Annotated in this window: 19 protein-coding genes, 1 tRNA gene and 3 pseudogenes; 8 read left to right on the forward strand and 15 right to left on the reverse strand. The window is 60.2% G+C overall.

From position 1 onward, the window contains the following. Nucleotides 1-35: 35 nt before the first annotated feature. Complete coding sequence (phaR, locus tag WLY71_RS20955) at nucleotides 36-584, forward strand: polyhydroxyalkanoate synthesis repressor PhaR (RefSeq protein ID WP_347805055.1); 549 nt, start codon at nucleotides 36-38, stop codon at nucleotides 582-584. A gap of 35 nt (nucleotides 585-619) precedes the next feature. Here the strand turns inward: phaR and phaP are convergent, their stop codons facing one another. Continuing rightward, nucleotides 620-1189, reverse strand: a complete 570-nt coding sequence (gene phaP, locus WLY71_RS20960) for a TIGR01841 family phasin (protein ID WP_347805056.1) — start codon at nucleotides 1187-1189, stop codon at nucleotides 620-622. Nucleotides 1190-1444: 255 nt separating this feature from the next. Between phaP and WLY71_RS20965 the strand changes: the two genes are divergently transcribed. Continuing rightward, complete coding sequence (locus WLY71_RS20965; RefSeq protein ID WP_347805057.1) at nucleotides 1445-3910, forward strand: DUF3141 domain-containing protein; 2466 nt, start codon at nucleotides 1445-1447, stop codon at nucleotides 3908-3910. A gap of 24 nt (nucleotides 3911-3934) precedes the next feature. On the opposite strand, the gene WLY71_RS20970 is transcribed toward WLY71_RS20965, so the two are convergent. Continuing rightward, complete coding sequence (locus WLY71_RS20970) at nucleotides 3935-4960, reverse strand: AraC family transcriptional regulator (RefSeq protein ID WP_347805058.1); 1026 nt, start codon at nucleotides 4958-4960, stop codon at nucleotides 3935-3937. 502 nt (nucleotides 4961-5462) lie between these two features. Between WLY71_RS20970 and phbB the strand changes: the two genes are divergently transcribed. The 3 genes from phbB to phaC all read left to right on the forward strand — a co-directional run bounded on the left by phbB (nucleotide 5463) and on the right by phaC (nucleotide 9245). Then, nucleotides 5463-6209 (forward strand): acetoacetyl-CoA reductase, encoded by a 747-nt coding sequence (phbB, locus tag WLY71_RS20975; RefSeq protein ID WP_347805059.1) that lies wholly within the window; start codon nucleotides 5463-5465, stop codon nucleotides 6207-6209. 57 nt (nucleotides 6210-6266) lie between these two features. After that, a complete protein-coding gene (locus tag WLY71_RS20980; protein ID WP_347805060.1) occupies nucleotides 6267-7445 on the forward strand; it encodes an acetyl-CoA C-acetyltransferase in 1179 nt (392 codons plus the stop codon). A gap of 96 nt (nucleotides 7446-7541) precedes the next feature. Then, the gene (phaC, locus tag WLY71_RS20985; RefSeq protein WP_347805061.1) at nucleotides 7542-9245 is read left to right on the forward strand and encodes a class I poly(R)-hydroxyalkanoic acid synthase; all 1704 of its coding nucleotides are present in this window, start codon (nucleotides 7542-7544) and stop codon (nucleotides 9243-9245) included. Between the two features lie 240 nt (nucleotides 9246-9485). On the opposite strand, the gene WLY71_RS20990 is transcribed toward phaC, so the two are convergent. Then, nucleotides 9486-9818 carry a DUF6124 family protein gene (locus tag WLY71_RS20990; RefSeq protein WP_347805062.1) on the reverse strand — a complete coding sequence of 111 codons (333 nt, stop codon included), beginning with the start codon at nucleotides 9816-9818 and terminating at the stop codon, nucleotides 9486-9488. Here WLY71_RS20990 and WLY71_RS20995 point away from each other — a divergent pair. Then, nucleotides 9769-9885, forward strand: a pseudogene (locus WLY71_RS20995) (RES domain-containing protein); the annotation flags it as partial. The gene WLY71_RS20990 and the pseudogene WLY71_RS20995 overlap by 50 nt on opposite strands. A gap of 70 nt (nucleotides 9886-9955) precedes the next feature. Here the strand turns inward: WLY71_RS20995 and WLY71_RS21000 are convergent. The 7 genes from WLY71_RS21000 to fdnG all read right to left on the reverse strand — a co-directional run bounded on the left by WLY71_RS21000 (nucleotide 9956) and on the right by fdnG (nucleotide 19037). Next, nucleotides 9956-10051 (reverse strand) — tRNA-Sec (locus WLY71_RS21000). 6 nt (nucleotides 10052-10057) lie between these two features. Next, nucleotides 10058-11965 carry a selenocysteine-specific translation elongation factor gene (selB, locus tag WLY71_RS21005; RefSeq protein ID WP_347805063.1) on the reverse strand — a complete coding sequence of 636 codons (1908 nt, stop codon included), beginning with the start codon at nucleotides 11963-11965 and terminating at the stop codon, nucleotides 10058-10060. Then, nucleotides 11962-13386, reverse strand: a complete 1425-nt coding sequence (gene selA / locus WLY71_RS21010) for an L-seryl-tRNA(Sec) selenium transferase (RefSeq protein WP_347805064.1) — start codon at nucleotides 13384-13386, stop codon at nucleotides 11962-11964. Before selA ends, selB begins: the two co-directional genes overlap by 4 nt. Before the next feature lie 77 nt (nucleotides 13387-13463). Continuing rightward, nucleotides 13464-14381 (reverse strand): formate dehydrogenase accessory protein FdhE, encoded by a 918-nt coding sequence (gene fdhE, locus WLY71_RS21015; protein ID WP_347805065.1) that lies wholly within the window; start codon nucleotides 14379-14381, stop codon nucleotides 13464-13466. A 4-nt stretch (nucleotides 14382-14385) separates the two neighbouring features. Beyond that, nucleotides 14386-15039 (reverse strand): formate dehydrogenase subunit gamma, encoded by a 654-nt coding sequence (locus tag WLY71_RS21020; RefSeq protein WP_347805066.1) that lies wholly within the window; start codon nucleotides 15037-15039, stop codon nucleotides 14386-14388. After that, nucleotides 15036-15971 (reverse strand): formate dehydrogenase subunit beta, encoded by a 936-nt coding sequence (fdxH, locus tag WLY71_RS21025; protein ID WP_347805067.1) that lies wholly within the window; start codon nucleotides 15969-15971, stop codon nucleotides 15036-15038. Before fdxH ends, WLY71_RS21020 begins: the two co-directional genes overlap by 4 nt. Continuing rightward, nucleotides 15972-19037 carry a formate dehydrogenase-N subunit alpha gene (fdnG, locus tag WLY71_RS21030; RefSeq protein ID WP_347805068.1) on the reverse strand — a complete coding sequence of 1022 codons (3066 nt, stop codon included), beginning with the start codon at nucleotides 19035-19037 and terminating at the stop codon, nucleotides 15972-15974. Between the two features lie 310 nt (nucleotides 19038-19347). Between fdnG and WLY71_RS21040 the strand changes: the two genes are divergently transcribed. Both WLY71_RS21040 and WLY71_RS21045 read left to right on the forward strand, forming a co-directional pair. Continuing rightward, nucleotides 19348-20502 carry a MalY/PatB family protein gene (locus tag WLY71_RS21040; protein WP_347805069.1) on the forward strand — a complete coding sequence of 385 codons (1155 nt, stop codon included), beginning with the start codon at nucleotides 19348-19350 and terminating at the stop codon, nucleotides 20500-20502. A 227-nt stretch (nucleotides 20503-20729) separates the two neighbouring features. After that, nucleotides 20730-20951: pseudogene (locus WLY71_RS21045) on the forward strand (SDR family NAD(P)-dependent oxidoreductase); the annotation flags it as partial. Nucleotides 20952-21361: 410 nt separating this feature from the next. Here the strand turns inward: WLY71_RS21045 and WLY71_RS21050 are convergent. The 5 genes and pseudogenes from WLY71_RS21050 to WLY71_RS21070 all read right to left on the reverse strand — a co-directional run. Then, nucleotides 21362-22111, reverse strand: a complete 750-nt coding sequence (locus tag WLY71_RS21050; protein ID WP_347805070.1) for an alpha/beta hydrolase fold domain-containing protein — start codon at nucleotides 22109-22111, stop codon at nucleotides 21362-21364. Nucleotides 22112-22123: 12 nt separating this feature from the next. Continuing rightward, nucleotides 22124-22465, reverse strand: a complete 342-nt coding sequence (locus WLY71_RS21055) for a hypothetical protein (protein ID WP_347805071.1) — start codon at nucleotides 22463-22465, stop codon at nucleotides 22124-22126. A gap of 310 nt (nucleotides 22466-22775) precedes the next feature. After that, on the reverse strand, nucleotides 22776-23225 hold the full coding sequence (locus tag WLY71_RS21060; protein WP_347805072.1) for a DUF421 domain-containing protein: 450 nt from the start codon (nucleotides 23223-23225) through the stop codon (nucleotides 22776-22778). 7 nt (nucleotides 23226-23232) lie between these two features. Further along, nucleotides 23233-23751 (reverse strand): hypothetical protein, encoded by a 519-nt coding sequence (locus WLY71_RS21065; protein WP_347805073.1) that lies wholly within the window; start codon nucleotides 23749-23751, stop codon nucleotides 23233-23235. Beyond that, nucleotides 23741-23925: pseudogene (locus WLY71_RS21070) on the reverse strand (ompetence-damaged protein); the annotation flags it as partial. The gene WLY71_RS21065 and the pseudogene WLY71_RS21070, both read right to left, overlap by 11 nt.

A 23925-nucleotide genomic window follows, 5' to 3' on the forward strand; every position in this document is an offset into this window, starting at 1 on the left:
ACACCAAACCGCTTCAGTGGCCAGAGTAGGTTAAGATGCCTGCAAACCAGGCCCGCCGCGAGACGCCCCGCATGACTGATACCACCCCCCGCCTGATCAAGAAGTACCCCAATCGCCGACTGTATGACACCCACACCAGCAGTCATTTGACGCTGGCGGACATACGCCAGTTGGTGGTCGACAAAATTGCCTTTCAGGTGGTCGATGCCAAGAGCGGCGAGGACCTGACGCGCAGCATTCTGCTGCAAGTGATTCTGGAAGCTGAAAGCGGCGGTGAACCCATCTTCACCAGCGAAATGCTGATGGGGATTATCCAGTTCTACGGCCCATATCAGGGCGTACTCGGCAGCTATCTGGACAAGAGCATTCAGACCGTGATCGACATCCAGTCCCAGACCGGCGCGCAGTCGTCCGAGGCCTGGAGCGACTTCATGCATCAACAGGCCCCGGTGATGCAGGATCTGATGCGCCAGTATGTCGACCAGTCGAAGGCGTTGTATCTCAATACCCAGAACCTGTTTGGCATGTTCAGCGGTAAACCCGGCACCGATAACGGGCCGAAAAAAAATGGCGATGGGGAGTAAACCCATCGCCATTGGTTCCGCTGATCTAATGCGACTTACTTGTTACCGCTGGTAGCCTTGGCGCTTGCTTCCGGGGCCGCTTTGGTGGCCGCTGCAGTCGCTGCGTCGAAATTACTCTGAGCCACATCGGCAGCCTGTTTTACGGCTTTTTGTGCGCTTTCGAACACAGTACCGGCATTCGCCAGGCTCGACTTGAACGCTGCCACAACAGGCTCGGAGCCGGCCGGTGCATTCTTGCTGATGGCTTCAACGAACTCTTGCACCTGTTGGGTGCCCGCTTCGACCTGACTCGAGGTCAGTTTGGCGATGTCCGACTGAGTACCCACGATCAGCGCTTGAACCTGACGGTTGAACTCGGCCAGACGTTCGGTCTGCGCGCTCGGCTGAGTGAAAGAAGCCTGCAGCTCAGCGAAACCTTGTGGATCACGGACGGCCAGCAGCTTGCGAACACCTTCGAAGTGCTCTTCGGTGGAGTCGCGCAGTGCCTTGAACTGCAACTGGCTGAGCTGTTCAACGCTGGCGAAGACTTTGCCGCTGATTTGCTGCAAAAGATCGAGGTTGGCTTTCTGAGCGGTTTGCAGTTTTTCCGAATTGAAAAAAGACATGCTTGAATCTCCTGGTACTGGAAGGCCCTGATGGACCTGAGGACGCGATAGCGATCCGGCCAGTCATCGCGTTAGCCTTGATATTGCAGTGCACAAAACCATTTGGCAATGTCTATTTTTGTGCGCTGCAAAATAAACTTTGCTCATGCCCTCCCTATTCGCTATAAACTCCAGACTGTCGAACGGCCAGCCTAGCCCTCTTTAGCTAAAGGGTTCAGGTGCGCAGGTTCCCATGCATGGCGTCAGGAGATCACGATGGCTCAGAAATTAAATATTGCGGTGCAAGATGAAGAGCTTTCCGAACCTGTAGGCTTGTTCGAACACCTGAATCATCTGCAACGCCTCAATACCCGTAACGTCCTCGACGCCGTGCAGAAGCGCCAGGCAAAAACTTTCGCGCCTTTAAGCCTTGGGCAACTCCGACAGCCAACGCCTGCTGAGTGGCAGGAATACTTCACGGACCTCGGCCAACGCAGCGTGTTGTTCTGGGATACCTTGCGTCAGCGCGGCGATAACACCCTGGCCCACGAACGCGCCGGGTATCCGCTGCTGCTCAAGTTCCATCATGAAACGCTGGTCGCCGGTGAAGACCTGCCCCGCCCGGTCAATTACTCGCTGTTGCAAATCCTTGGCGGTCCAGGACAACAGATCGACAGCAAAAAACAGCCGGTGATCATCATCGACCCCCGCGGCGGTCACGGCTCGGGCATCGGCGGTTTCAAACAGGATTCGGTCATCGGCGAAAGCTTGAGAGCCGGCCACCCCACCTACTTCGTTTCCTTCAGTCACTCGCCCCGCCCAGGGCAAACCCTTGCCGATATCACAGAAGCTCAGGCGCGGTTCATCGAAGTCGTCAGCGCCCGACATCCCGACAGCACCAAACCCGTGGTAATCGGCAACTGCCAGGCGGGCTGGGCGTTAATGGGCCTCGCGGCCACCCGTCCGGAATTGCCGGGGCTGATCATCGTCAACGGTGCGCCGTTGTCGTACTGGGCCGGCGTCAATGGCCGCAATCCGATGCGCTACACCGGCGGTTTGCTGGGCGGTGGCTGGATGGCACGCTTGGGAAGCGACCTAGGCAATGACCGTTTCGACGGCACCTGGCTGGTCAGCAATTTCGAAAACCTGGACCCGGCCAACACCTATTGGGGCAAGTACTACCACCTGTTCAGCGAAGTCGACAGCGAGGCCGCACGCTTTCTGGATTTCGAACGCTGGTGGGGCAGCCCGACCCTGCTCAATGGCGAAGAGATCGAGATGATTGTCGACGACCTGTTCATCGGCAATCGGCTGTCCGGTGGCCTGGGGCGCAAGAGCAGCGGGCTTGACCTCAAGCTGATCGAAGTGCCGGTGGTGGTGTTCTGCTCGTATGGCGACAACATCACCTCCCCGCAGCAGGCACTGGACTGGATCACCGACGTCTATCCCAGCGATCTCGCGTTGCAAAATGCCGGACGCACCATCGTTTACCTGCGACACGCGAGCATCGGTCACCTGGGCATCTTCGTGTCCGGTGAAGTGGCGCGGCGTGAGCACCGTGAGTTGCTCGGTGCGGTCGATGCGATCAATGCGCTGTCAGCCGGGCTGTATGAAATGCTGATCGAAGACCTGCCGGAGAATTCGGCGACGCCATATGCCGTGCGTTTCGAACGCCGGCGTATCGCCGACATTCATGGCCAGGTGCAGCCGCCCCGTGATGACGATCGCGAATTCGCGCTGGTCCAGCGCGCGTCCGCCATCAACAACAGTGTGTACGACGAATTCATACGCCCATGGTTGCGCCAACTGATCAACGAACCCAGCGCCGAACTGCTGCGCCGGGCACACCCTTTCCATCAGCAGCACGTGGCTTGGAGCAGCTTGAACCCGGCGCTGTGGTGGCTGGCGGGAAGCGCCGCCCAAGTGAGCAAGGATCGTCACCCCGCCAGTCAAAACAATCCGTTGCTGGTCTGGCAGGAATTGTTTTCCAACCAGATGCAAGACGCCTTGAACGGCTATCGGGATCTGCGTGATGCGGCTCAGGAAATGTGTTTCTACGGCGTGTATGGCGTACTCAATAGCCTCGCCGGCAATGCACCGGGGCGAAATCTCCAGGAACATGCCAAGCAACACGACAAGGTCCTGATCGAGCGCCTGCAGGATGCCCTGCCCCTTGGCGGTCTGATGGAAGCCTTGATACGGATCCTGTTCCTGCTGGGCCGCGACAGCGACGAGTCGGGCAAGGAAAGCGTTGAAAAATTGATCCTGCAACTGCAAGTGCTGCTCCAGGACTACAGTGCCAAGCCACTTGATCTGCGCGAAACCCTGCGCCTGCAAAAACTGCTGGTCGCTACCCATCCGCAAGAAAGCCTGCACAGCCTGCCCTTGATTCTGGTTGAGGTCGAAGAGCGCCAACAAGTGCTGGCGGCCGTCGCCAATCTGCTGCCGGAACTGCTGACCAGCGGCGCCGACAACCCATTCTGGTGTGAGCTGCACACGCTGCTCGACGTTCCCTTGCCAGATTTCAGCCTGACCCAACCACCCGGTGAGGCCGATGCCATCGAGGAGAAAATCCCGACGGCAACCCCAGAGCCGATCAAGCAGAAAACCCCAGCGGTAATCCCTAAGCCGATCAAGCAGAAAATACCCGCAGCGACCCCTGACCTCATCGCCAAGGTTGCGAGTCCAGCGGGCAAACCTGCCAAGGGCAAGAAAGGCGTAAAAAAACCTCCGACGAAATAACGTTTAACGGTGAGGAGAACCGCGTCACACGGGCGCGGCTCCCTCGATTTCAAACGATTCATCGGCCCGATACTGACCGGGTGTCATGCCAAACCAGCGGCTGCACGCTTTGTTGAAGCTGCTGTGGTCATGAAAACCAAGGAGATACGCGACATGCTTCATGTTGAAGCGAGAATTGCGCAAGTAGAATTCGGCCAATTGCCGGCGCACGGCATTCTGCACATCCTTGAATTGCGTCCCGTCTTTTTCCAGGGTGCGTTGTAGCGTTCGCTTGCTGATGTTCAATGCGGCCGCGATCGACTCCATATCGCACGGCCCCTGGCCCTGACTCAAGCGCTTGGTAATGAGTGCCCGAATTCTGCCGACGATGGTGAAGCCATGCAGCGAAACCAATCGAGCTTCGGCAAAACTGTCATGCAGTACCGCCAGTTCTTCGTTAGCCATGCTCAGCGGACGCAGAAGCTCCTGCCCGTCAAACAGGATGCTGTCATAGGCAGCCCCAAAATGCAGGTCGCAGCCAAACAGTCTTTGATGCTCGGACGTGTCTTCAGGTTCGGGATAGGCGAACTCCACACTCAGCGGTCGCGGTAAGTTGCCTCCCGCCAGCCAACGGCAAAAACCCAGCAATGAAGCCATGCCTGCATCCGAGTACTGCCGGGGTTTGACCGACCCCTTTTGCTGATGATCAACGCCAGCCGATGATGCTGTTGCTCCGGCAAAAAGAAGGAGGCTGAATCCGGTACTGATCAAAGGGCTGAAACGTACCAGACGTTCAAGTGCTTTTTTCAGATTCAAACTGGACATCATGGTGTAGCCGACGATCTGAAGGTTACCGGGATGGAAGTTTCCATAGGCCTTCAAACCGATGTCTGGATCGCCAGCGGCCTGGGCTCCCAGTTCCCATAGCCGATAAATAGCCCTTCGTTCGCAGTACGCTCCCGGGTTGTTAACGGACTCCATGTCCATCCCAGCCTCCCGACACAGACTGGCAACATCCAGTCCTTGAGCCAAGAGCGTATTTACCAGCACGCTGGCATAGCCTGAACTCATTCTATACATGGCGTCCTCAATGACCTGTGGAACCGAACATCCTGTCCGGAGCCATAACTGATCTGCATGAAAATCAAATTCTAACGGGTAGTTCAGTTGCCAATATTGATCCCAGTATAGGTAATCCTCACTTTTAGCCACTGTTTCAGGCTAATCGTCGCCCTGTAGCAGCTGCCGAGCCCGCGAGGTTGCGTTCGAGCCGGGGTCGCGCTCGACCGAAGTCATCGCAAATCCTGCGTACGCGGTTTGGCTGAAAGACCACGGTGTCCGGTTTTACGACTGCTTCGTCCGAACGCGGCCCGAGCCGAACGCAGCCTCGCAGGCTCGGCAGCTGCTACAAGAGCGTTTCGAGGCGACGACAGAAGTAGCGCACAGTTCAGTTTCATTTCGTGCATGGCACCGTTGGACACCAGACAGTCACCTCTCAACACTTCCGCACACCCCGCCAATACCGAACAATCCACCCATCTTGCAGCGCAAAACACAAAAAGGAAGAGAGTGTATGAAGTCGCTTAGTCGTATTGCGTTGGTCACGGGTGGTATGGGTGGGATTGGCACTGCGATAAGCCAGCGCCTGTACAAGGAAGGATTCAAGGTCATCGTGGGCTGCAGCTCAGATTCCTCCCGCAAGAAAGAATGGATGGCGAACCAACTGGAGGCGGGTTATCAATTCGAATGCATCTACGGCGACATCACCGATTGGGAATCAACGCGCAAAGCGTTCGAGATGGCACGTGAGCAATTCGGCCCGATCGATGTCTTGGTCAACAACGCCGGCATCACACGTGATGCGTCCTTTCGCAAACTGACGCCCGAAGACTGGAACGCGGTCATCGGCACCAACCTGAGCGGCCTGTTCAACACCACCAAACAGGTGATTGAAGGGATGCTGGCCAAGGGTTGGGGACGGGTCATCAACATCTCCTCGATCAACGGTCAGCGCGGCCAGTTCGGCCAGACCAACTACAGCGCGGCCAAAGCCGGCATCCATGGCTTCACCATGGCACTGGCCCGGGAAGTGTCCGGCAAGGGCGTGACCGTCAACACCGTCTCCCCAGGTTACATCCAGACCAGCATGACAGCGGCCATCCGTCCGGACATTCTCGACACCATGATCGCGGCCACACCGGTCGGGCGTCTCGGCCAACCTGAAGAAATCGCTTCCATCGTGGCCTGGCTGGCTTCCGATGAATCGGCCTATAGCACCGGGGCCGACTTCTCGGTCAACGGCGGCATGAACATGCAGTAGACCTGTCAGGGCATGGATGCCCTGCTTCCGCTCGACAAAATCTTAATGAGGTCACGCATGAACGAAGTCGTAATCGTTGCCGCTACTCGTACCGCCATTGGCAGTTTTCAAGGTGCCTTGTCCGCGATTCCAGCCACCGAGCTGGGCGCGGCGGTCATTCGCCGTTTGCTGGAAGAGACCGGTCTGGACGGCTCGCAGATCGATGAAGTGATCCTCGGCCAGGTACTCACCGCGGGCTCGGGGCAAAACCCGGCACGCCAGACGGCAATCAAGGCCGGCCTGCCCCATACCACCCCTGCCCTGACCCTGAACAAGGTCTGCGGCTCAGGCCTCAAAGCTGTCCAGCTGGCGGTCCAGGCCATCCGTTGCGGCGACGCCGAACTGATCATTGCCGGCGGTCAGGAAAACATGAGCCTGGCGCCGTACGTGTTGCCCAAGGCCCGCACCGGTTTGCGTCTGGGTCATGCGCAACTGCAAGACAGCGTGATTCAGGACGGTTTGTGGGACGCCTTCAACGACTACCACATGGGCATCACCGCCGAGAACCTGGCGCAGAAGTACGAGCTCAGTCGCGAAGACCAGGACGCTTTCGCCGCGGCCTCGCAACAGAAAGCCGCTGCTGCCATCGAAGCCGGTTACTTCAAGCGTGAAATCACCCCGATCCTGATCCCTCAGCGCAAAGGTGAGCCGCTGGTCTTCGACACCGATGAACAGCCGCGTCCGGACAGCACGCTGCAAGCGCTGGGCAACCTCAAACCCGCGTTCCAGAAAAACGGCAGCGTGACCGCCGGTAACTCGTCGACCCTCAACGACGGCGCCGCCGTGCTGTTGCTGGCTAGCGCTGCCAAAGCCCTGGCGCTCGGCTTGCCGGTTCTGGCCCGCATCAAGGCCTACGCCAGCGCTGGCGTCGACCCGTCGATCATGGGCATCGGCCCAGTGCCAGCCACTCGTCTGGCATTGACCAAAGCCGGCTGGACCCTGGATGACCTCGACCTGATCGAAGCCAATGAAGCGTTCGCCGCGCAGTCACTGGCCGTCGGCAAGGAACTGGGTTGGGACACCAGCAAAGTCAACGTCAATGGCGGCGCGATTGCCCTGGGTCATCCGATCGGTGCTTCGGGTGCGCGGATTCTGGTGTCGCTGTTGCATGAGCTGATTCGTCGCGATGGCAAAAAAGGCTTGGCTACGTTGTGCATCGGTGGCGGCCAGGGCGTCAGCCTGGTCATCGAGCGCTAGAAACACAGGAGTGTTTGCTTAAGTTGCTGACGCGGCGCCGAAGTCCGGCGCCGCGGTTTTTTTCTACCCGGTTTACTGATGTGGGCAAGGAGCTCCATGGACAATAACGCGCATACCTTCAACACCTTCTGGTCAGGCCAGGTTCCGTTCATTGCCTCCTTTGCAGTGCAACAATTACGTCTCTGGGTCAGTAGCAATCCGTGGTTTACCGGTCAGGAATACAACGAGTGGTTTGACCTGCCGCGCGGCACCCTGGACAGCCTTCAATCGGATTACCAACAGCAATGGGGCGAACTCGGCCAGCGTCTGCTGACCGGTCAGCCATTCAGCTTCGACGATCGCCGTTTTGCCAGCGGCAACTGGAGCCAGCCACTGTTCGGCTCCCTCGCCGCCTTTTATCTGCTCAACGCAGGGTTTCTGCTGAAGCTGCTGGACACGTTAGCGATCCCGGACAAAAAGCCGCGCCAGCGCCTGCTCTATCTGGTGGAACAGGCCATCGCCGCCGGCGCGCCCAGCAACTTTCTGGCCAGTAATCCCGATGCGCTGCAACGGGTCGTCGATACCCAGGGAAGCAGCCTCCTCACCGGCCTGTTGCACCTGGCCAGCGACCTGCAAGAAGGCAAGATGCGCCAGTGCGACGCCGGCGCCTTCAAAGTCGGTGTCGACCTCGCCAACACCCCCGGCGAAGTGGTCTTCGAGAACGAACTCTTCCAACTGATTCAGTATTACCCGCAAAGCGAAACCCAGTACCGGCGCCCGGTGTTTGTCGTGCCGCCGTCAATCAACAAGTACTACATTCTCGACCTGCGCCCGGACAACTCGATGGTTGGCCATCTGTTGAAACAAGGGCACCCGGTGTTTCTGATGTCGTGGCGCAACTTCGACCAGGAACACGCTGGCACCACCTGGGATGACTTGATCGAAACCGGCATCATCAAAGGCCTGCAAGTGACCCGTGAAATCAGCGGCGAGCAACGCCCCAATTGCGTCGGCTTCTGCATCGGCGGCACCTTGTTGAGCTCGGCGCTGGCCGTCCTGGCGGCGCGCGGCGACCGCGAGATTGGCAGTGTGAGCCTGTTGACCACCTTCCTCGACTACCTCGATACCGGCCCCATCGACATCTTCGTCGACGAACAATTGGTGGCCTACCGCGAGCGCACCATCGGCGGCCTGGAGGGCCCCATCGGCCTGTTCAAGGGCGAGGACATGGGTAACACCTTCTCGCTGCTGCGCCCCAACGACTTGTGGTGGAACTACAACGTCGACAAATACCTCAAGGGCCAGAAACCGATCCCCCTTGACCTGCTGTTCTGGAACAACGACAGCACCAACCTCCCGGGCCCGATGTATTGCTGGTATCTGCGCCACACCTATCTGCAGAACGACCTCAAATCCGGTGAGCTGGACTGTTGCGGAGTCAAGCTGGACCTGCGCGCCATCGAGGCTCCGGCGTACATCCTCGCCACCCATGACGATCACATCGTGCCGTGGAGAAGCGCTTACGCCAGCACCGAGTTGCTCTCCGGGACCAAGCGTTTTGTGCTGGGCGCTTCGGGGCACATCGCCGGGGTGATCAACCCGCCGGCCAAGGAAAAACGCCACTACTGGACCAACAACCGGGTCACCAAGAACCCGGAAACCTGGTTCAAGAACGCCCAGCAACATTCCGGTAGCTGGTGGAATGACTGGTTCGTCTGGCTGGCTGAACAGTCTGGCGAACGCCAGCCCTCGGTGCTGCATACCGGTAACGCGCAATACCCGGCGATTGAGTCGGCGCCGGGGCGATATGTGATGCAGTGATCGACAACCTTGACGGCGAAAAACTCGGGCTCTGTGGTAGTGCCATTTCAGCAGCTGCGCCTGTCTTGTAGCAGCTGTCGAGCCTGCGAGGCTGCGTCCGGCTGCGTAGCAGCCGTAAGGTCAGACAATGCGGTGCGTCAGGCTCACCGCGTACACAGGTTTTACGACGCTTCGCAGTCGAACGCAGCCTCGCAGGCTCGACAGCTGCTACAGAGCCGAACGGCCACAGAGGATCTGTGACTACTCAGATGGGGCGAGTCGATCCAGTGCTCGGCTCACCACCAACTCGGCCAGCATGATGACTTGTGAAATACCCAGCAGGGTATTACGACTTGTCCCCTCTATACGATCCGCCAAATCCATGGTCATGACATTTGCCGATGCCAGCGATTCGCATGCATGGCCCAACAGCGTTTCGATATCGAGCTCTGGATCGACTGTGAACATAGTGTTGAGTTTCCGCGGGTTGGCTTTGATGTGGGAGGCAGGGTCGAGGTAGAAATCGAGGGCGCGTTTAACGGCCTCTTGGCGTCTTGACCGCGAGGTCTTCAAGGACACGTGGGACAGTGGCATTGGTGCGCAGCAATCCGGTGGTCGATGGAACCCTCCCGGCCGGCGGGTTATTTACGCTTCGGCCGACCAACCAGCCTGAAGTTGCAGGGTTGCCCTGCAACATAAAATCGCCCACAGGAAATTGAGGGTGTTGAAAATGGCGGAAGGCAGCCGGAGTCGAACCTGCCCGGGAACGGATGCCGTCCCCAACCGGGTTTGAAGCCCGGCCGCGCCACCGGGCGCGATTGCCTTCCTTGAAGTCAGTGATCGGCGCGTTGGGCCAAGGCATTGTCGAGGCGGATGTGGCGCTTGTCGCCAAACCGTCGCGTCAGGCCGAGCCGGTCGAAGTATTCGAGAATCTGGATGCTGCGCTTGCGACCCAGGCCCACTGCATCACGAAACGCCGTGACCTGAATCACCGGGTTTTGCGCGGCCAGTTGCACAAGCATAGCCGCCAATCGGCGGATCATCGTGTCGGTGTAAAACAGGTCGCGGACGACTTGATGCACCAATCCCAACCTCGCCATTTTGCACAGCAGCAAGCGCACGGCCGCCTCGTCATGGTCAAGGTTGCGCACCCACGGCGGATCAAAACCAGCCTGTTCGAACAACGGTTGCAAGTGTTGCCACAGGGCTTCGTCGTCTTCGCTCAAACGCACCTGATGATCGGGCAAATGCAACCATGGCCCGCTGGCGGCAATCGCGCCGCTGGCGAGTAATTCGTCTAGCAGACTGATGAACGTCGGACGATCCAGCGCTGTGCCGGTGAACCGCCGCAGGCGATCCCGGTCCGGGCCCATTTGATCCGGCTCCAGTTGGTGAAAACGTGCGAGATGTTCCAGCAACGGGGCTTTCAGTGCTTCCCAGCGGGCCGCACTGAACAGCAACGGACCTTGGCGGGTGTCGATCAGGCGCACGTCATCGGGAAAAACCCACGTGTTGCGGGGGCGGTTGAACTGACGCTCCAGACGCTGCGGGTCGAGCCCGGTGTCGCTGTTGGCCAATAACGCCGGCAGGCTGTCTTCCAACTGATTGCAGGTGGCGAGGGCGTGTAGCTGCGCCAACCGTTCGGGACTTCGGCGTTGTCGGGTCGGTGCAAACGGGTCGAGCACCCGCGCGCCACCGAGGGTACGTTGGGCGCTCTGGTCACGCAGGATCAACGGATCGCCCTTCACAGCCTGCACTGGCGCATTCAACAGCAGTTGCGCGAACATCCGTTCACCCGGCGCCAGGCTGGAGCCTTCCAGCAACGCCACCCGCCCGGTCACGTCCTGAGTCCCCACGTGAACGTGCACGGGTTGAAAGTGCTCGAAGGCTTTGGGTTCGCTGGCTAACAATTGCAGGTCGACATCCACTCGCTGGGTCGGCGCGTACAGCCACTCGGCCAGCAACCAGTGGCCGCGATGAATCTGCTCCAGGGCCAAGCGTTCGGCACTCAGGTTCAACGCGACTCGCTGTCCGGCCAATGCGACCTCGGCGGCCTGATTCTGCGCATGCAGGCCGCGCACACGCACGGGTTTACCCTGCGGGCCGAGCATCAGCGTATCGCCCACCGCCACCACGCCAGACAACGCAGTGCCGGTCACCACGATGCCGACGCCGGCCACGCTGAAGGCACGATCAATCGCCAGGCGAAAACCGCCGGTGGTGCTGCGTTGAAGGACTTCACGTTGCGCCACGAGCAAGGCCTGTCGCAGCGTCTCGACGCCCTCCCCGGTCACATTCGACAGCGCAATCTGCGGCGCGTTGGCATAGGGTCCCGGGGTCAGCAATGTCTGGACCTGTTCGCGAACGGCTTGCACTCTGGACGATTCGACGCGGTCGCATTTGCTGATCGCCACCAGCGCCCGAGGGATTCCCAGCAGTTCAACGATGGCCAGGTGTTCGCGGGTCTGCGGCATGACGCCGTCGTCGGCCGCGACCACCAGCAACACCAGATCAATGCCCTGAGCACCCGCCAGCATATTGTGGGTGAAGCGCTCATGACCGGGCACATCGATAAAACCGGTCAGGGGCGCTTGCGGTTCCAGTGCCGCGTAAAGGTAGCCGAGATCGATGGTCATGCCGCGTTCACGTTCTTCCCGGCGACGGTCGCCGGCCTGGCCGGTCAGGGCCTGGAGCAAGGCAGTCTTGCCGTGGTCGATGTGCCCGGCGGTGCCGACGATCACTCTATGGCTCCTGCAATTTGATCGAGTTGAGCCAGCCACGCCGGCTCATCGTCCAGTTGCCGCAGATCCAGCCACAACGCATCGTCATCAATGCGCCCGAGCACCGGAACCGGCAACGCTCGCAGGGACGCTTCCATACCGTGCAGCTGCCCTCCGCGAAGACGTTTGGACGCGTGCGGTCGCAGGCATAAAGCCGCACTCGGCAAGCGCGCCACTGGTTGGCTGCCGCTGCCGATCATGCTCAGCGCCGGTACCGCGCTGACGCTCCAGCCTTCGCCCAAGACTTTGGCCAGCGAGGGTTGCAGGCGCCCAGCCTGAGCGAGGATGTCCGCCTGGGGGCGGGTCAGCAGGCGCAAACTTGGCAACCGCTCGGCCAGTCGATCAGGATCGCGGTACAGACCCAACACCGCTTCGAGGGCGGCCAGGGTCAGTTTGTCGACCCGCAAGGCGCGCTTGAGTGGATTTTTCTTGATCTTCGCGATCAGGTCTTTGCGGCCGACAATCAACCCGGCTTGGGGGCCACCCAGTAATTTGTCGCCACTGAAGGTGACGATATCTGCACCATCGATCAGCGCCTGGCGCACCGTCGGTTCGGCGGGCAAGCCCCAGCGCGTCAGGTCCAGCAGGCTGCCGCTGCCGAGGTCTTCAAGCAATGGCAAACCGTGTTTATGCGCGAGTTGCGCCAACTCGGCGGCCGGCACCCGAGCGGTGAAGCCTTCGATGTTGTAGTTGCTCGCATGGACGCGCATCACCAAACCGCTACGTGGGCCGATGGCCGCCTCGTAATCGCGGGCATGGGTGCGATTGGTGGTGCCGACTTCGTGGAGCCTGACCCCGGCTCTCGCCATGATGTCGGGAATGCGGAAGGCGCCACCGATTTCGATCAGTTCGCCCCGGGAAATGATGCCTTCCTTGCGCGCGCCCAAGCTGTTGAGCGTCAGCAATACAGCGGCGGCGTTGTTGTTGACCACCGTCACCGCCTCGGCGCCGGTCAGCTCGCGGATCAGTCCTTCGATCAGGTCATCACGGTCGCCGCGCTTGCCGCTGTGCAGGTCGAATTCCAGATTGAGCGGGTAGCGTGCCGCGAGTTGCACGGCGTCGATGGCTTCCTCCGGCAACAACGCTCGCCCCAGATTGGTGTGCAGCACCGTGCCGGTGAGATTGAACACCCGGCGCACGTTGCTGCGATGCTGAGTGGCCAAGCGTTCACCCGCCCTGCCCGCTAATGCTTCAGGCGCGATTTCAATGGCGTCGAGTTGCCCTGAAAGCACCGGTTCACGCAAGTCATCGAGCAATTGGCGCAAATTGGCCAGCAACGCGTCACGCCCATAACGCTCGGCCAGCGGTTGGCAGGCGGGATGGCGCAACAGACTGTCGATGGAAGGCAGCCGCAGCGCTTGGCTGGCGGGTCTGTTGGACATCAGGCGCTCCTGAATACGAATGACCGTAGCGCCTGAGTGTAGCCGCTGAGCTCGGAGGGATAGCTTAAAGGGATAGCTCAGTCACCTCCCGGTGCCAGCAACAGATTAGGCGCCGGACGCTGGTAGCCTTCCTGCTCCAGGCGCATGTCCAGCAGCAGGCTGATCAGGTCCGTCGAGAGCGCTTCGGCCTCGGCGTCGTTTTCCAGGTAAAGCAGTTTCAGGTAGCTGTGGCAGCCAGGGCAGACCTCTGCGCGTACCGGGGCCTGATTGGCGGCGTGGCGATCGTCCTCGAGGCTGACGTATTCAAGGCCTTTGCTTTGTTCGCAATACACGCATTTGACCCGCACCACATGCCATTCGCAGGCACACAGCGAGCACACCAGGTAGCGCAAGCCGTTGTACTTGCCACGATGGCGAATCACACCGGCCATGGCCGGCGAACCGCAGGCCGGGCATTGGCTGAGACTGTCGCCGGGTTTCAGCGCAAGGTCCGGCGTACTCAGCAACCAATGACTCCAGGCAATCTGCAACGCCGCGCCGAGAAACGGCACCACGGCGGCGGGCAGCATGGTGAACTGGCCGCTGACCAGCGCAATCGCCCAGGCCTTGCGTTGCCCGACGTTGGCGCTGCGCAAGGTCGCCACGGCTTTTTTCACGGCAGGTTGCGGCGGTGGCTGGTAACGCTGCAACAGCGCATCGAGGTACGGCAGCCAAACGTCTTCGCGCACCAGACTCTCGGCGGCGAACGGTGGCAAACCGTGTTGCTGGCACACTCGCAGGCGTTCGGCATCGGGCATGGCGGTGACGGGCGGATCGTCCATCAGACCCTGCTGCACGTGGCACAGGCCGGTCACCAGACGCAGGTAATCGGCCAGTGGATGGCCGTCGACCAGACGCTCCAGGCGCAAGGTGAACAGGTTTTTCGGTGGCAGGTGCAGAAACGGCGGAGAACTCGCCGCCGCTTCGATCTCGCCAGGCTCAAGAATCGTCGCCAAGGGGTTATCCTTTTTTGCTGATCGGCCGGTCGGGGTGCTCGTCGCGGGTCACTTCGCGGTACCAGAGTTCATGGTGTTTTTTCGCCCAGGCGCGGCTCACCCCGCCATGCACCATGGCGCTGACCGAACCCTTGATCCAGATGCCGGCGTAGATGTGAACAATGATGCTCAGCACCAGGATGAAACCCGCCAACGCATGCAGCAGCATGGCCCAACGAATGCTGGTGATGCCAAAGTACTCGCTGAAATACGCGCGCCAGATCACCAGCCCGCTGAACAGCAGCACCAGCATGCAAATCAGCAAGGTCCAGAACAGCAGCTTCTGCCCAGGGTTGTACTTGCCGATGGGCGGCACGCCCTCCTCTTCATTCTTGATCACCCGCCCGACCCGCCTCAGCCACAGCCGATCGTTGGTGATAAAGAAGTTCGCCCGAAAGAATTGAATCACCAATCCCAGGAACAGCACGAACATCACCACGCCCATGAACGGATGCAGGATGCGCGTCCACGGGCCGCCGCCAAACAGGTGGCTGAGCCAGAACAGCGCCGGATGAAACAACGCCAGCCCCGACAGCGCCGCCATGAAGAAAAAGATCGCCACCAGCCAGTGATTGGTGCGCTGGTTTGATGTGTAACGAAGGATCGGTTTGTCGTTCATGGCCTGTCCTCCCCCTTCGGATCATAGGTATGCACCGATGGATCGATTTCATGCACGGCGGGATCGGGGATGGTCGGGTGTTCGTCCTCCTCGACCAGTTGCGGCCCGACCCGCACGTAGTGGAAGAACCCGGCCAGCACGGCCAAGCCCATGGCCAGTAAGCCCAACGGTTTACTCACGCCTTTCCACAACTCCACCAGCGGACTGATGGTCGGAGCGCTCGGCAGGCCGGCATACAACTTCGGCGTGTCGGCGTGGTGCAGCACGTACATCACGTGAGTACCGCCGACGCCACTCGGGTCGTACAGGCCCGCGTGTTCGAAGCCACGGCTCTTGAGGTCGACGATCCTTTCGGCCGCATGGTCTTTCATGTCGTCCTTGGTGCCGAACACAATAGCGCCCGTCGGGCAGGTTTTGACGCAGGCCGGCTCCAGCCCCACCGCCACCCGGTCCGAGCACAACGTACATTTGTAGGCCTTGTGATCTTTTTGTGAGATTCGCGGGATATTAAACGGGCAACCGGTGATGCAATACCCGCAACCGATGCAATGGTCCTGGTCGAAATCGACGATGCCATTGGCATGCTTGATGATAGCCCCCGGGCTCGGGCACGCCGCCAGGCAACCGGGCTCGGCGCAGTGCATGCAGCCGTCCTTGCGAATCAGCCACTCCAGATTGCCGGCGTCGGTTTCATGCTCGGTGAAGCGCATCAAGGTCCAGGTTTCTGCGCTCAGGTCCTGAGGGTTGTCGTAGGTGCCGAGGTTGTGGCCGACATCGTCGCGCAGCTCGTTCCATTCCGAGCAGGCGACTTGGCAGGCCTTGCAGCCGATGCACTTGGTGGTGTCGATCAGCTTGGCCACTTCCTCTTGATTGCGTACCGAGGACGGGACGGTCGTGGTGGCCGAACGGGCGATGATGTCTTGGCTGGCCATTTAGACTTTCTCCACGTTGACCAGGAATGACTTGGATTCCGGGGTCTGAGTGTTGCCATCGCCGAGGAACGGCACCAGGGTGTTGGTCAGGTAACCGTGACGCGTGAGCCCGGTAAAACCCCAGTGCAGCGGGATACCGATCTGGTGCACCACCTGATTGTTGACCTGCAGCGGCCGAATCCGCTTGGTCACCACCGCCACCGCTTCTATATGCCCGCGCTTGCAACTGACACGGACCCGGTCGCCGGCCACGATGCCTTTCTCCTTGGCCAGCACTTCACCGATCTCGACGAACTGCTCGGGCTGGGAAATCGCGTTGAGCTTGCAATGCTTGCTCCAGAAGTGGAAATGCTCGGTCAGCCGGTAGCTGGTCGCGGCATAGGGATAGTCCTTGGCCACGCCTAAGGAATCCCATACCGAATCGAAGATCCGTGCCGCCGGGTTGCTGGTGGCTTTCTTGTTTTCCGGGTGCAGCGGGTTGATGCCGATCGGCGTTTCGAACGGTTCATAGTGCTCGGGAAATGGGCCTTCGTTCATCTTGTCGACGGCAAAGAACCGCGCCACGCCTTCGGGGTTCATGATGAACGGATTCATCCCGGCTTCCGGTGGCGAGTCGGCCTTGAAGTCCGGCACATCGGTGCCGCCCCAGACTTTGCCGTTCCACCACACCAGGCGTTTTTTCTCGTCCCACGGTTTGCCTTGTGGGTCGCACGAAGCGCGGTTGTAGAGAATCCGTCGGTTCGCCGGCCAGGCCCAAGCCCAGCCCAGGTGTTGCTTCATGCCATACGGATCGCTGTTGTCGCGCCGGGCCATCTGGTTGCCCGCCTCAGTCCAGCTGCCGCAGAAAATCCAGCAACCGGAAGCCGTACTGCCGTCGTCCTTGAGCTGGCCGAAACCGGCCAGTTGCGCGTTGCCCTTGATCGCCGCGCCGGTAGCGTCGGTGAAGTCCGTGGTGGCATAGCCGTTGATTTCCTTGGCCAGTTCTTCCGGCGAAGGCTCCTCGGCAATTTTGTACGGCCAGGCCAGTTTGAGGATCGGCTCGGCATAAGCGCCGCCGTTGGCCTGGTAACGCTGGCGCAGACGGATAAACAGCTCGCTCATGATCCGCACATCGGTGCGCGCTTCGCCAGGGCCTTCGGCGCCTTTCCAGTGCCATTGCAACCAACGGCTGCTGTTGACCAGCGAGCCGTCTTCCTCTGCGAAACAGGTGGTGGGCAGGCGAATCACTTCGGTCTGGATGCCGGCGGTTTCGACATCGTTGTACGGCCCGACGTTGCGCCAAAACTCCGAGGTCTCGGTGGACAGCGGGTCCATCACCACCAGCCACTTCAGCTTGGCCAACGCCGCCATTACCCGGTTTTTATCAGGCAACGCGGCGATGGGGTTGAAGCCCTGGCACATGTAGCCGTTGACCTTGCCCTGGCCCATCAGGTCGAACACTTTGAGGATGTCGTAGTTCGGGATGTCCAGTTTTGGCAGATAGTCATAAGCCCAGCGGTTCTCGAGCGTGGCATTCGCGCCGTACCAGGCTTTCATCAGGCTGACGTAGAATTTGCTGTAGTTCTGCCAGTAGGACAACTGCCCCGGACGCAACGGTGTTTGCGTGCGTTTGGTGATATAGGCGGTGTAATCCTGCTCGGCGTCCCCTGGCAGGGTCAGATAGCCCGGCAGCGAATTGGACAGCAAACCGAGGTCGGTCAGCCCCTGAATGTTGGAGTGCCCGCGCAAGGCATTGACACCCCCGCCCGGCATGCCGACGTTGCCCAGCAGCAATTGCACCATGGCCGCGCTTCGAATGATCTGCGAGCCGATCGAGTGCTGCGTCCAGCCCAGCGCGTAGAGAATCGTCATGGTCTTGCCCGGTTGCGAGCAGGTGGCGATTTCTTCCCAGATTTTTTGCATGGCATCGACTGGCATGCCGCAAATCTGGCTTGCCAGTTCGATGTTGTAGCGGCTGTAGTGCTGCTTCATCAATTGATAGACGCAGTGCGGGTCTTGCAGCGTCGGGTCAACCTTGACGAACCCGTCTTCACCGAGTTCATAACCCCAGCCGGACTTGTCCGTGTAGCTGCGTTTGGCCGCGTCGTAACCGCTGAAGATCCCGTCCTCGAAGCCATAGCCGGCTTTGACGATGAAGGACACGTCGGTATAGGCGCGCACGTACTCGTGCTGGATCTTGTCTTCGGTCAGCAGGTAGTTGATCAGCCCGCCCATAAAGGCGATGTCGGTGCCGGTGCGAATCGGCGCGTAATAGTCGGCCACCGAAGCGGTCCGGGTAAAACGCGGATCGACCACGATCAAGCGTGCCTTGTTGTGCGCCTTGGCTTCGGTCACCCATTTGAAGCCGCACGGGTGCGCTTCTGCTGCGTTGCCGCCCATCACCAGGATCAGATTCGCATTACCGATATCGGTCCAGGTATTGGTCATGGCTCCACGGCCGTACGTCGGGGCAAGACTTGCCACCGTCGGGCCGTGTCAGACACGCGCCTGGTTATCAAACCCCAGCATGCCGAGACTGCGAATGACCTTGTGCGTGATGTAACCCGCTTCGTTGGACGCCGCCGAGGCCGCGAGGAAACCGGTGGTCAGCCAGCGGTTTACCGTTTGGCCCTGGGCATTCTTCTCGATGAAGTTGGCGTCGCGGTCGGCCTTCATCAGGTCGGCGACGCGATCGAGCGCTTCATCCCAGGAGATGCGCGTCCATTCGGTGGTGCCGGGTTTGCGCAGCTCTGGGTATTGCAGGCGACCGGGGCTGTGAATGAAATCCAGCAGGCCGGCGCCTTTGGGGCACAGGGTGCCGCGGTTGACCGGGTGGTCGGAATCGCCTTCGATGCGGATGATGTTTTGCGCGACGTTCTTGGCAGCATCGCCCTGGCTGTACATGATCACGCCGCAGCCGACCGAGCAATACGGGCAGGTGTTGCGGGTTTCATGGGTGTGGGCAAGCTTGAAGTGGCGCACCTGCTCGGCGAAGGCAGTCGCGGGGGCCATGCCCAGCGCGCCGAGGCTCGAGCCCGCAAGGCCGATACCAGCGACCTTGAAGAACTGACGACGGTTGAGGTCCATCGTGCACTCCTGTCAGGTGAAGACCCGGTACTTTTGCCGGGTTTTTCTGGACAATCACAGTTGCGGCAGTCTGGCTGCCGACCCTTAAAACTGTAGACAATGCAGCAGCGCGCTGTGCGAAAACCGACCGCCGGGCAATCCCCTCAGGCCAATCAGGCACAGAATTTGTGGGAGCGAGCCTGCTCGCGAATGCGGTGTATCCGGCGACATCAATGTCGACTGGAAGGCCGCCTTCGCGAGCAGGCTCGCTCCCACAGAGCTTGGCGCTTATCATGGCTACCGAATTAATCCCGGCCTTTATGAGATGAGCATGACTTTCGATTTTGATCAGGTGTTCGACCGCCACAACACCGGCAGTACCAAATGGAGCCGTTACCCGGCCGACGTGTTGCCGATGTGGGTGGCCGACATGGACTTCTCCGCACCGCCGGTGATCCTCCAGGCCCTGCAAAAGCGTCTGGAACACCCGATGCTCGGCTACAGCGTGGCCCAGGATGACTTGCGCGATGCCATCGTCGCCGACCTCTGGAACAAGTACACCTGGCGCGTATTGCCTGAGGAATTGATTTTCCTGCCGGGCGTGGAGTCGGGTTTCAACATGGCGCTGAATGCGCTGGTCCAGCCGCAGCAGAACGTTGTGGTTCAGGTTCCGAACTACCCGCCGCTGCGTCATGCGCCGGGGCACTGGGGTTTGAACAAGGTTGAACTCGAATTCGACGCGTTGGCGGACGGCACTTACGCCACGCCACTCGATGCCTTGAATCAGGCGCTGGCCGGTGGCGGTGCGCTGCTGCTGAGCAACCCGCATAACCCGGTGGGCAAAGTCTTCCCGCGAGAAGAACTGCAAGCGGTCGCCGACATCTGCGTGGAACAGGACGCCTGGATCATCTCTGACGAGATTCATGCCGAGCTGTGTTTCGACGGGCGCGTGCACATTCCGACGGCTTCCCTGAGCCCGGAAATCGCCAAGCGCACCATCACGCTGATGTCGGCGAGCAAGGCCTACAACATTGCCGGGCTGAAAACATCGTTCATGATTATTCAGGACTCGGCTTTGCGTGCGCGGGTCAACCACGCTCGCTGCGGCATGGTCGACAGCGTCAACCCGTTGGGCATGGAAGCGACGCGCGTCGCCTACAGCGAAGGCGGCCCTTGGCTGGCCGGGTTGAAGGCGTATCTGCAAAGCAATCGGGATTATCTGGTGGAAGCGGTCAACACGCGACTGCCAGGGGTGACCATGAATATCCCGCAAGGCACGTATCTGGCGTGGCTCGATTGCTCGGCGCTGGGACTGGATAACCCTCAGCAGTTTTTCCTTGAGCACGCAAAAGTCGGGTTGAGCGCGGGTATTGAATTCGGCGATGACAGCAAACAGTTCGTGCGCCTGAATTTCGGCTGCCCACGGGCATTGCTGGAAGAAGGCATTGCGCGGATGGAGCGCAGTTTGCTCAATCGCAAGGCCTGACACATCCCCTGTGGGAGCGAGCTTGCTCGCGATGGCGGAGTATCAGTCGACATAAATGCTGAATGTTGTGACGCAATCGTCGGAACGCCGCCCGGAGCAAGCTCGCTCCCACAGGGGGCTTTTGTGTTTTCCAGAGTGTCGCAAGCCCTCTGAAATCCAACCGAACTCAAGGCAAAACACCAGGGTCAACCCTTTGACTCTTCTGCCTTGCGAACGGAGATTTCCCAATGACTGCCTATCCCAAACCACCCTTCCCGAAACAAAGCCAGCCCGTCCCCGGCTCCCAAAAGAAAATGGACCCGTACCCCGACTGTGGCGAACAAAGCTACAATGGTTCAGGCCGACTGGACGGCAAGATTGCCCTGATCACCGGCGCCGACAGTGGCATCGGTCGCGCCGTAGCGATCACCTTCGCCCGTGAAGGCGCGGATGTCGCCGTCGCCTACCTCAAGTCGTCGTTTCTGGACTTGAAAGCTGCTGGGGGATTTGCCCAGGAAAGCGCGTATGCCAGAAGTCACTCAGGCGCGCTGGGTCAGTATCAATGTGCATGGCCTTCACGATGTCGGGCCTGGCCACTGCCCGCACCTTGGGAAAGTGGCCGCCAGGTTACAAAGCCTTGGCTTGGGGGCCCAATTCATCCGCGCTGATCTATGGAAAGCAGGATGCCGTGTTGTCGATACGTTTCTTACCATCGATGCTCGCAGGCGTTGCTGGATTGGATCAGCGCAAGCGGCAAGAACCTGACTACGATTTATGTGACCCACGGCCACGCCGATCATTTTTTGGTTTAGCGCTGCTTGAGCACCCGGCGTTCCGCTTCACTGCGCCTCGAACCCCAATCTCGCTGACCGGGGGATGGCTATAGGCTGCTGGCGAAGGCGTGGATGTCGCGGACAGCGCTGTGGTGGAGTTCCGGCAGAGCGGCCTCGAAGATGACGTCGCCGTCGTGAACGATGCCGTTAACGGTGCGACTGATCACGCTGACGCCGGCGCGAGCGAGCTTGCGGGCGTAGGCAAGTCCTTCGTCGCGCACGGAGTCGAGTTCGTTGGTGGAGATCACGTGCGGCGGAAGGCCTGACAAGTCTTCCCCGGTGGCGTGGTAAGGCCAGGCCAAGGGGTTGCGACGGTTGGCGCAGTCAGGGTCGTAAAGGCTGGCCAGCACCTGGCTGGTGGCGAGGCTGGTGAAGTACTGGTCGTTCTCCAGCAAGGAGGGCAACTCGCTCGCCTGGTCCTCCACGCTCCAGTCGTAGGCGCCGGAGATGTGTGGCGCGAGCGCATACACCCCGTCAAACAGGGTGAGTTGGCCATCTTGCTTGGCCTTGAGGGCTGTGGCGAGGGCGAGGTTGCCACCGCCTGAATCGCCGACGACGACGATCTTGCTGAGGCCGAGTTTATTGCGGTGGGTGTCGGTCCACTGCAGAGCACTGAAGCTGTCGTTGAGGCCGGCCGGAAAGGGGTTGGGGCCGAGCTTTCCCGCGCCGTTGCGAAAGTCGACACCGACCACGATCATGCCAGTGGCGGCCAACTGGTCGGCCCAGCGCAGGTGGAGCGGGTTGTTCATGCTCAGCAGAACCATTCCACCGGAGTGCAGGTAGACGATGCCGGGCATGGGACCCTCTGACTAGGCAGGGCGGTGCATGTAAAGCTTGATCGTGTTGCCGTCGATGCCGGTAATCGTCTCGACAGTGCGCGTCACACCGGTAATGGGTGGCAGGCCGGCTGTGACGGCGTCGTAGAGCTGATCAAAGCCCGCTTCAGCCGCGGCCCCCCACTCGAGTAGGGCCGACCTCGGGTCGGCGGCGGTGACAGACGGCGGAGCAGCGTGCTTGTTCATACCGAATGCGGTCATGGCCGCGACCAGACGGGCGTCGCTTCGCGGGCCGGAGCCGAAGTCGGTGGCGGGATCGCCGAGACGACCGGGCAACGAAGGCTGAACCAGGGTCCGATCATGCTCTGTTGTCATGAATTTGCCTCATCTGGGGCGGATGTGTTGGGCGTCGACTCAACCGCGTCCGAGCGCGCGGGCGATGAGGAGGGTGTCGGCAATGTCCCACACAGCATCCTGCGCGATAACCGCGCGGATGACATCCATATCACCTTTGGCGTTGTACATACGCTGGACGACGTCGATCTGCGGGGAGCTGGCGGTGCTGCTTATGATGTTTCCTCTTCTGTAGTGCGGTCTGTAATCAGGTCAAGCCTAGTGCATTTATGAAGCGCCCGAAGTGGGTCGTTCGTTCCGTGCTTGGCCCCCTCAATCAATAGGGTGCTGCTCACGCCCGCTCTTGAGCGATCACCGATATCTTGCCGTTGCGCTCCAGGATCGCGAACTTGATCTGATCAAGGGTCTCGATGCCCTGACTCGAGCGTGCGGCTTCCATGATGTCAGCCTCGATCAATCGCGCGTGGCGCAAGCGTTTGTGCAGCACCTTGCCGTTCTCGACGATGATCGTCGGCCCGCCATCGATCAGCTGCGATATCCATTGCGAGCGCTGTTTGAGCAGCGACAGGCCAACATCGATGACAATCAGCGTGACGATCACCAACATCGAATTGGTCAGGGAAAAGTCATCGCCCAGCAACGCCTGTTGCGTCGCTTCACCGATGATCATCAACAGCAAAAAATCGAATGTCGTCAACTCGGCCAAAGAGCGTCGGCCGGCAATCCTGAACAGCACCATCAGCGCCAGATACATCGCGGCCGCGCGTAATACTGAGTCCATAGGTCACCTAAGGGAAAATGAATTGATCCAGGTTCACGGGCATGGCGCCGGGCGATGCGATGCGGCTGCGAAACAGTCCCAGCCCATCGCCGCGCAACGTCAGATAAAGATTTGCCTGGCCCTGAGCGTCGGTTTGCACCCACAACTTCATGCCCTGCCCGGCACTGATGGCGCGCAGGGGTTGCGGTTGCAGGGTTTCGATGTTGAAGCCGTCCAGCAGCGCCCCGGTCAGTTCCAGCTCAACCGTGACATTGGGCGCACTCCTCACGCTGATCTGCATCGGGTTGGACGATCCGTGGCGGTGGAACATCTCGTATTGAACCCGGACCTTGCCATCGTCGCCGTGAACGTCCCGGGTGCTCAACGGCCCGCGTGAAAACAGACCGAGCAGCGCCAGCAACACCAACAGCACCAGGATGTACCAGCCCCACCGCTCGAATCGCCAGACCTTGACCTGATGCGCCATGTCTTCGCGCACGGGATAGTCGCGGCTGTGGTAGTCGGAATGGCCGGATTCATCGTTCATCGAGTGCGCCCTGCCCTTGCTCACCGGCCAACGCCCGTTGATGGAAATGCGGCAGCAACTTCAACGCGTGCTCCGCAGCCAATAACTGAACCTCACTGCGTGTGCCGGAAAACCGCAGTTGTCGGCTGAAGACACACCGCCCCTGCCCGGTCTGATAGGCCCAGGCACAACACA

Origin of the sequence: Pseudomonas rossensis (genome assembly GCF_039888995.1) — a bacterium.
Lineage (GTDB): Bacteria > Pseudomonadota > Gammaproteobacteria > Pseudomonadales > Pseudomonadaceae > Aquipseudomonas > Aquipseudomonas rossensis.

Bases quoted from the DNA above. Each gene is read 5' to 3' on its own strand.
- phaR (WP_347805055.1), top strand. From the start codon at position 36: ATGCCTGCAAACCAGGCCCGCCGCGAGACGCCCCGCATGACTGATACC.
- phaP (WP_347805056.1), bottom strand. From the start codon at position 1,189: ATGTCTTTTTTCAATTCGGAAAAACTGCAAACCGCTCAGAAAGCCAAC.
- WLY71_RS20965 (WP_347805057.1), top strand. From the start codon at position 1,445: ATGGCTCAGAAATTAAATATTGCGGTGCAAGATGAAGAGCTTTCCGAA.
- WLY71_RS20970 (WP_347805058.1), bottom strand. From the start codon at position 4,960: ATGAGTTCAGGCTATGCCAGCGTGCTGGTAAATACGCTCTTGGCTCAA.
- phbB (WP_347805059.1), top strand. From the start codon at position 5,463: ATGAAGTCGCTTAGTCGTATTGCGTTGGTCACGGGTGGTATGGGTGGG.
- WLY71_RS20980 (WP_347805060.1), top strand. From the start codon at position 6,267: ATGAACGAAGTCGTAATCGTTGCCGCTACTCGTACCGCCATTGGCAGT.
- phaC (WP_347805061.1), top strand. From the start codon at position 7,542: ATGGACAATAACGCGCATACCTTCAACACCTTCTGGTCAGGCCAGGTT.
- WLY71_RS20990 (WP_347805062.1), bottom strand. From the start codon at position 9,818: ATGCCACTGTCCCACGTGTCCTTGAAGACCTCGCGGTCAAGACGCCAA.
- selA (WP_347805064.1), bottom strand. From the start codon at position 13,386: ATGTCCAACAGACCCGCCAGCCAAGCGCTGCGGCTGCCTTCCATCGAC.
- WLY71_RS21020 (WP_347805066.1), bottom strand. From the start codon at position 15,039: ATGAACGACAAACCGATCCTTCGTTACACATCAAACCAGCGCACCAAT.
- fdxH (WP_347805067.1), bottom strand. From the start codon at position 15,971: ATGGCCAGCCAAGACATCATCGCCCGTTCGGCCACCACGACCGTCCCG.
- WLY71_RS21040 (WP_347805069.1), top strand. From the start codon at position 19,348: ATGACTTTCGATTTTGATCAGGTGTTCGACCGCCACAACACCGGCAGT.
- WLY71_RS21050 (WP_347805070.1), bottom strand. From the start codon at position 22,111: ATGCCCGGCATCGTCTACCTGCACTCCGGTGGAATGGTTCTGCTGAGC.
- WLY71_RS21055 (WP_347805071.1), bottom strand. From the start codon at position 22,465: ATGACAACAGAGCATGATCGGACCCTGGTTCAGCCTTCGTTGCCCGGT.
- WLY71_RS21060 (WP_347805072.1), bottom strand. From the start codon at position 23,225: ATGGACTCAGTATTACGCGCGGCCGCGATGTATCTGGCGCTGATGGTG.
- WLY71_RS21065 (WP_347805073.1), bottom strand. From the start codon at position 23,751: ATGAACGATGAATCCGGCCATTCCGACTACCACAGCCGCGACTATCCC.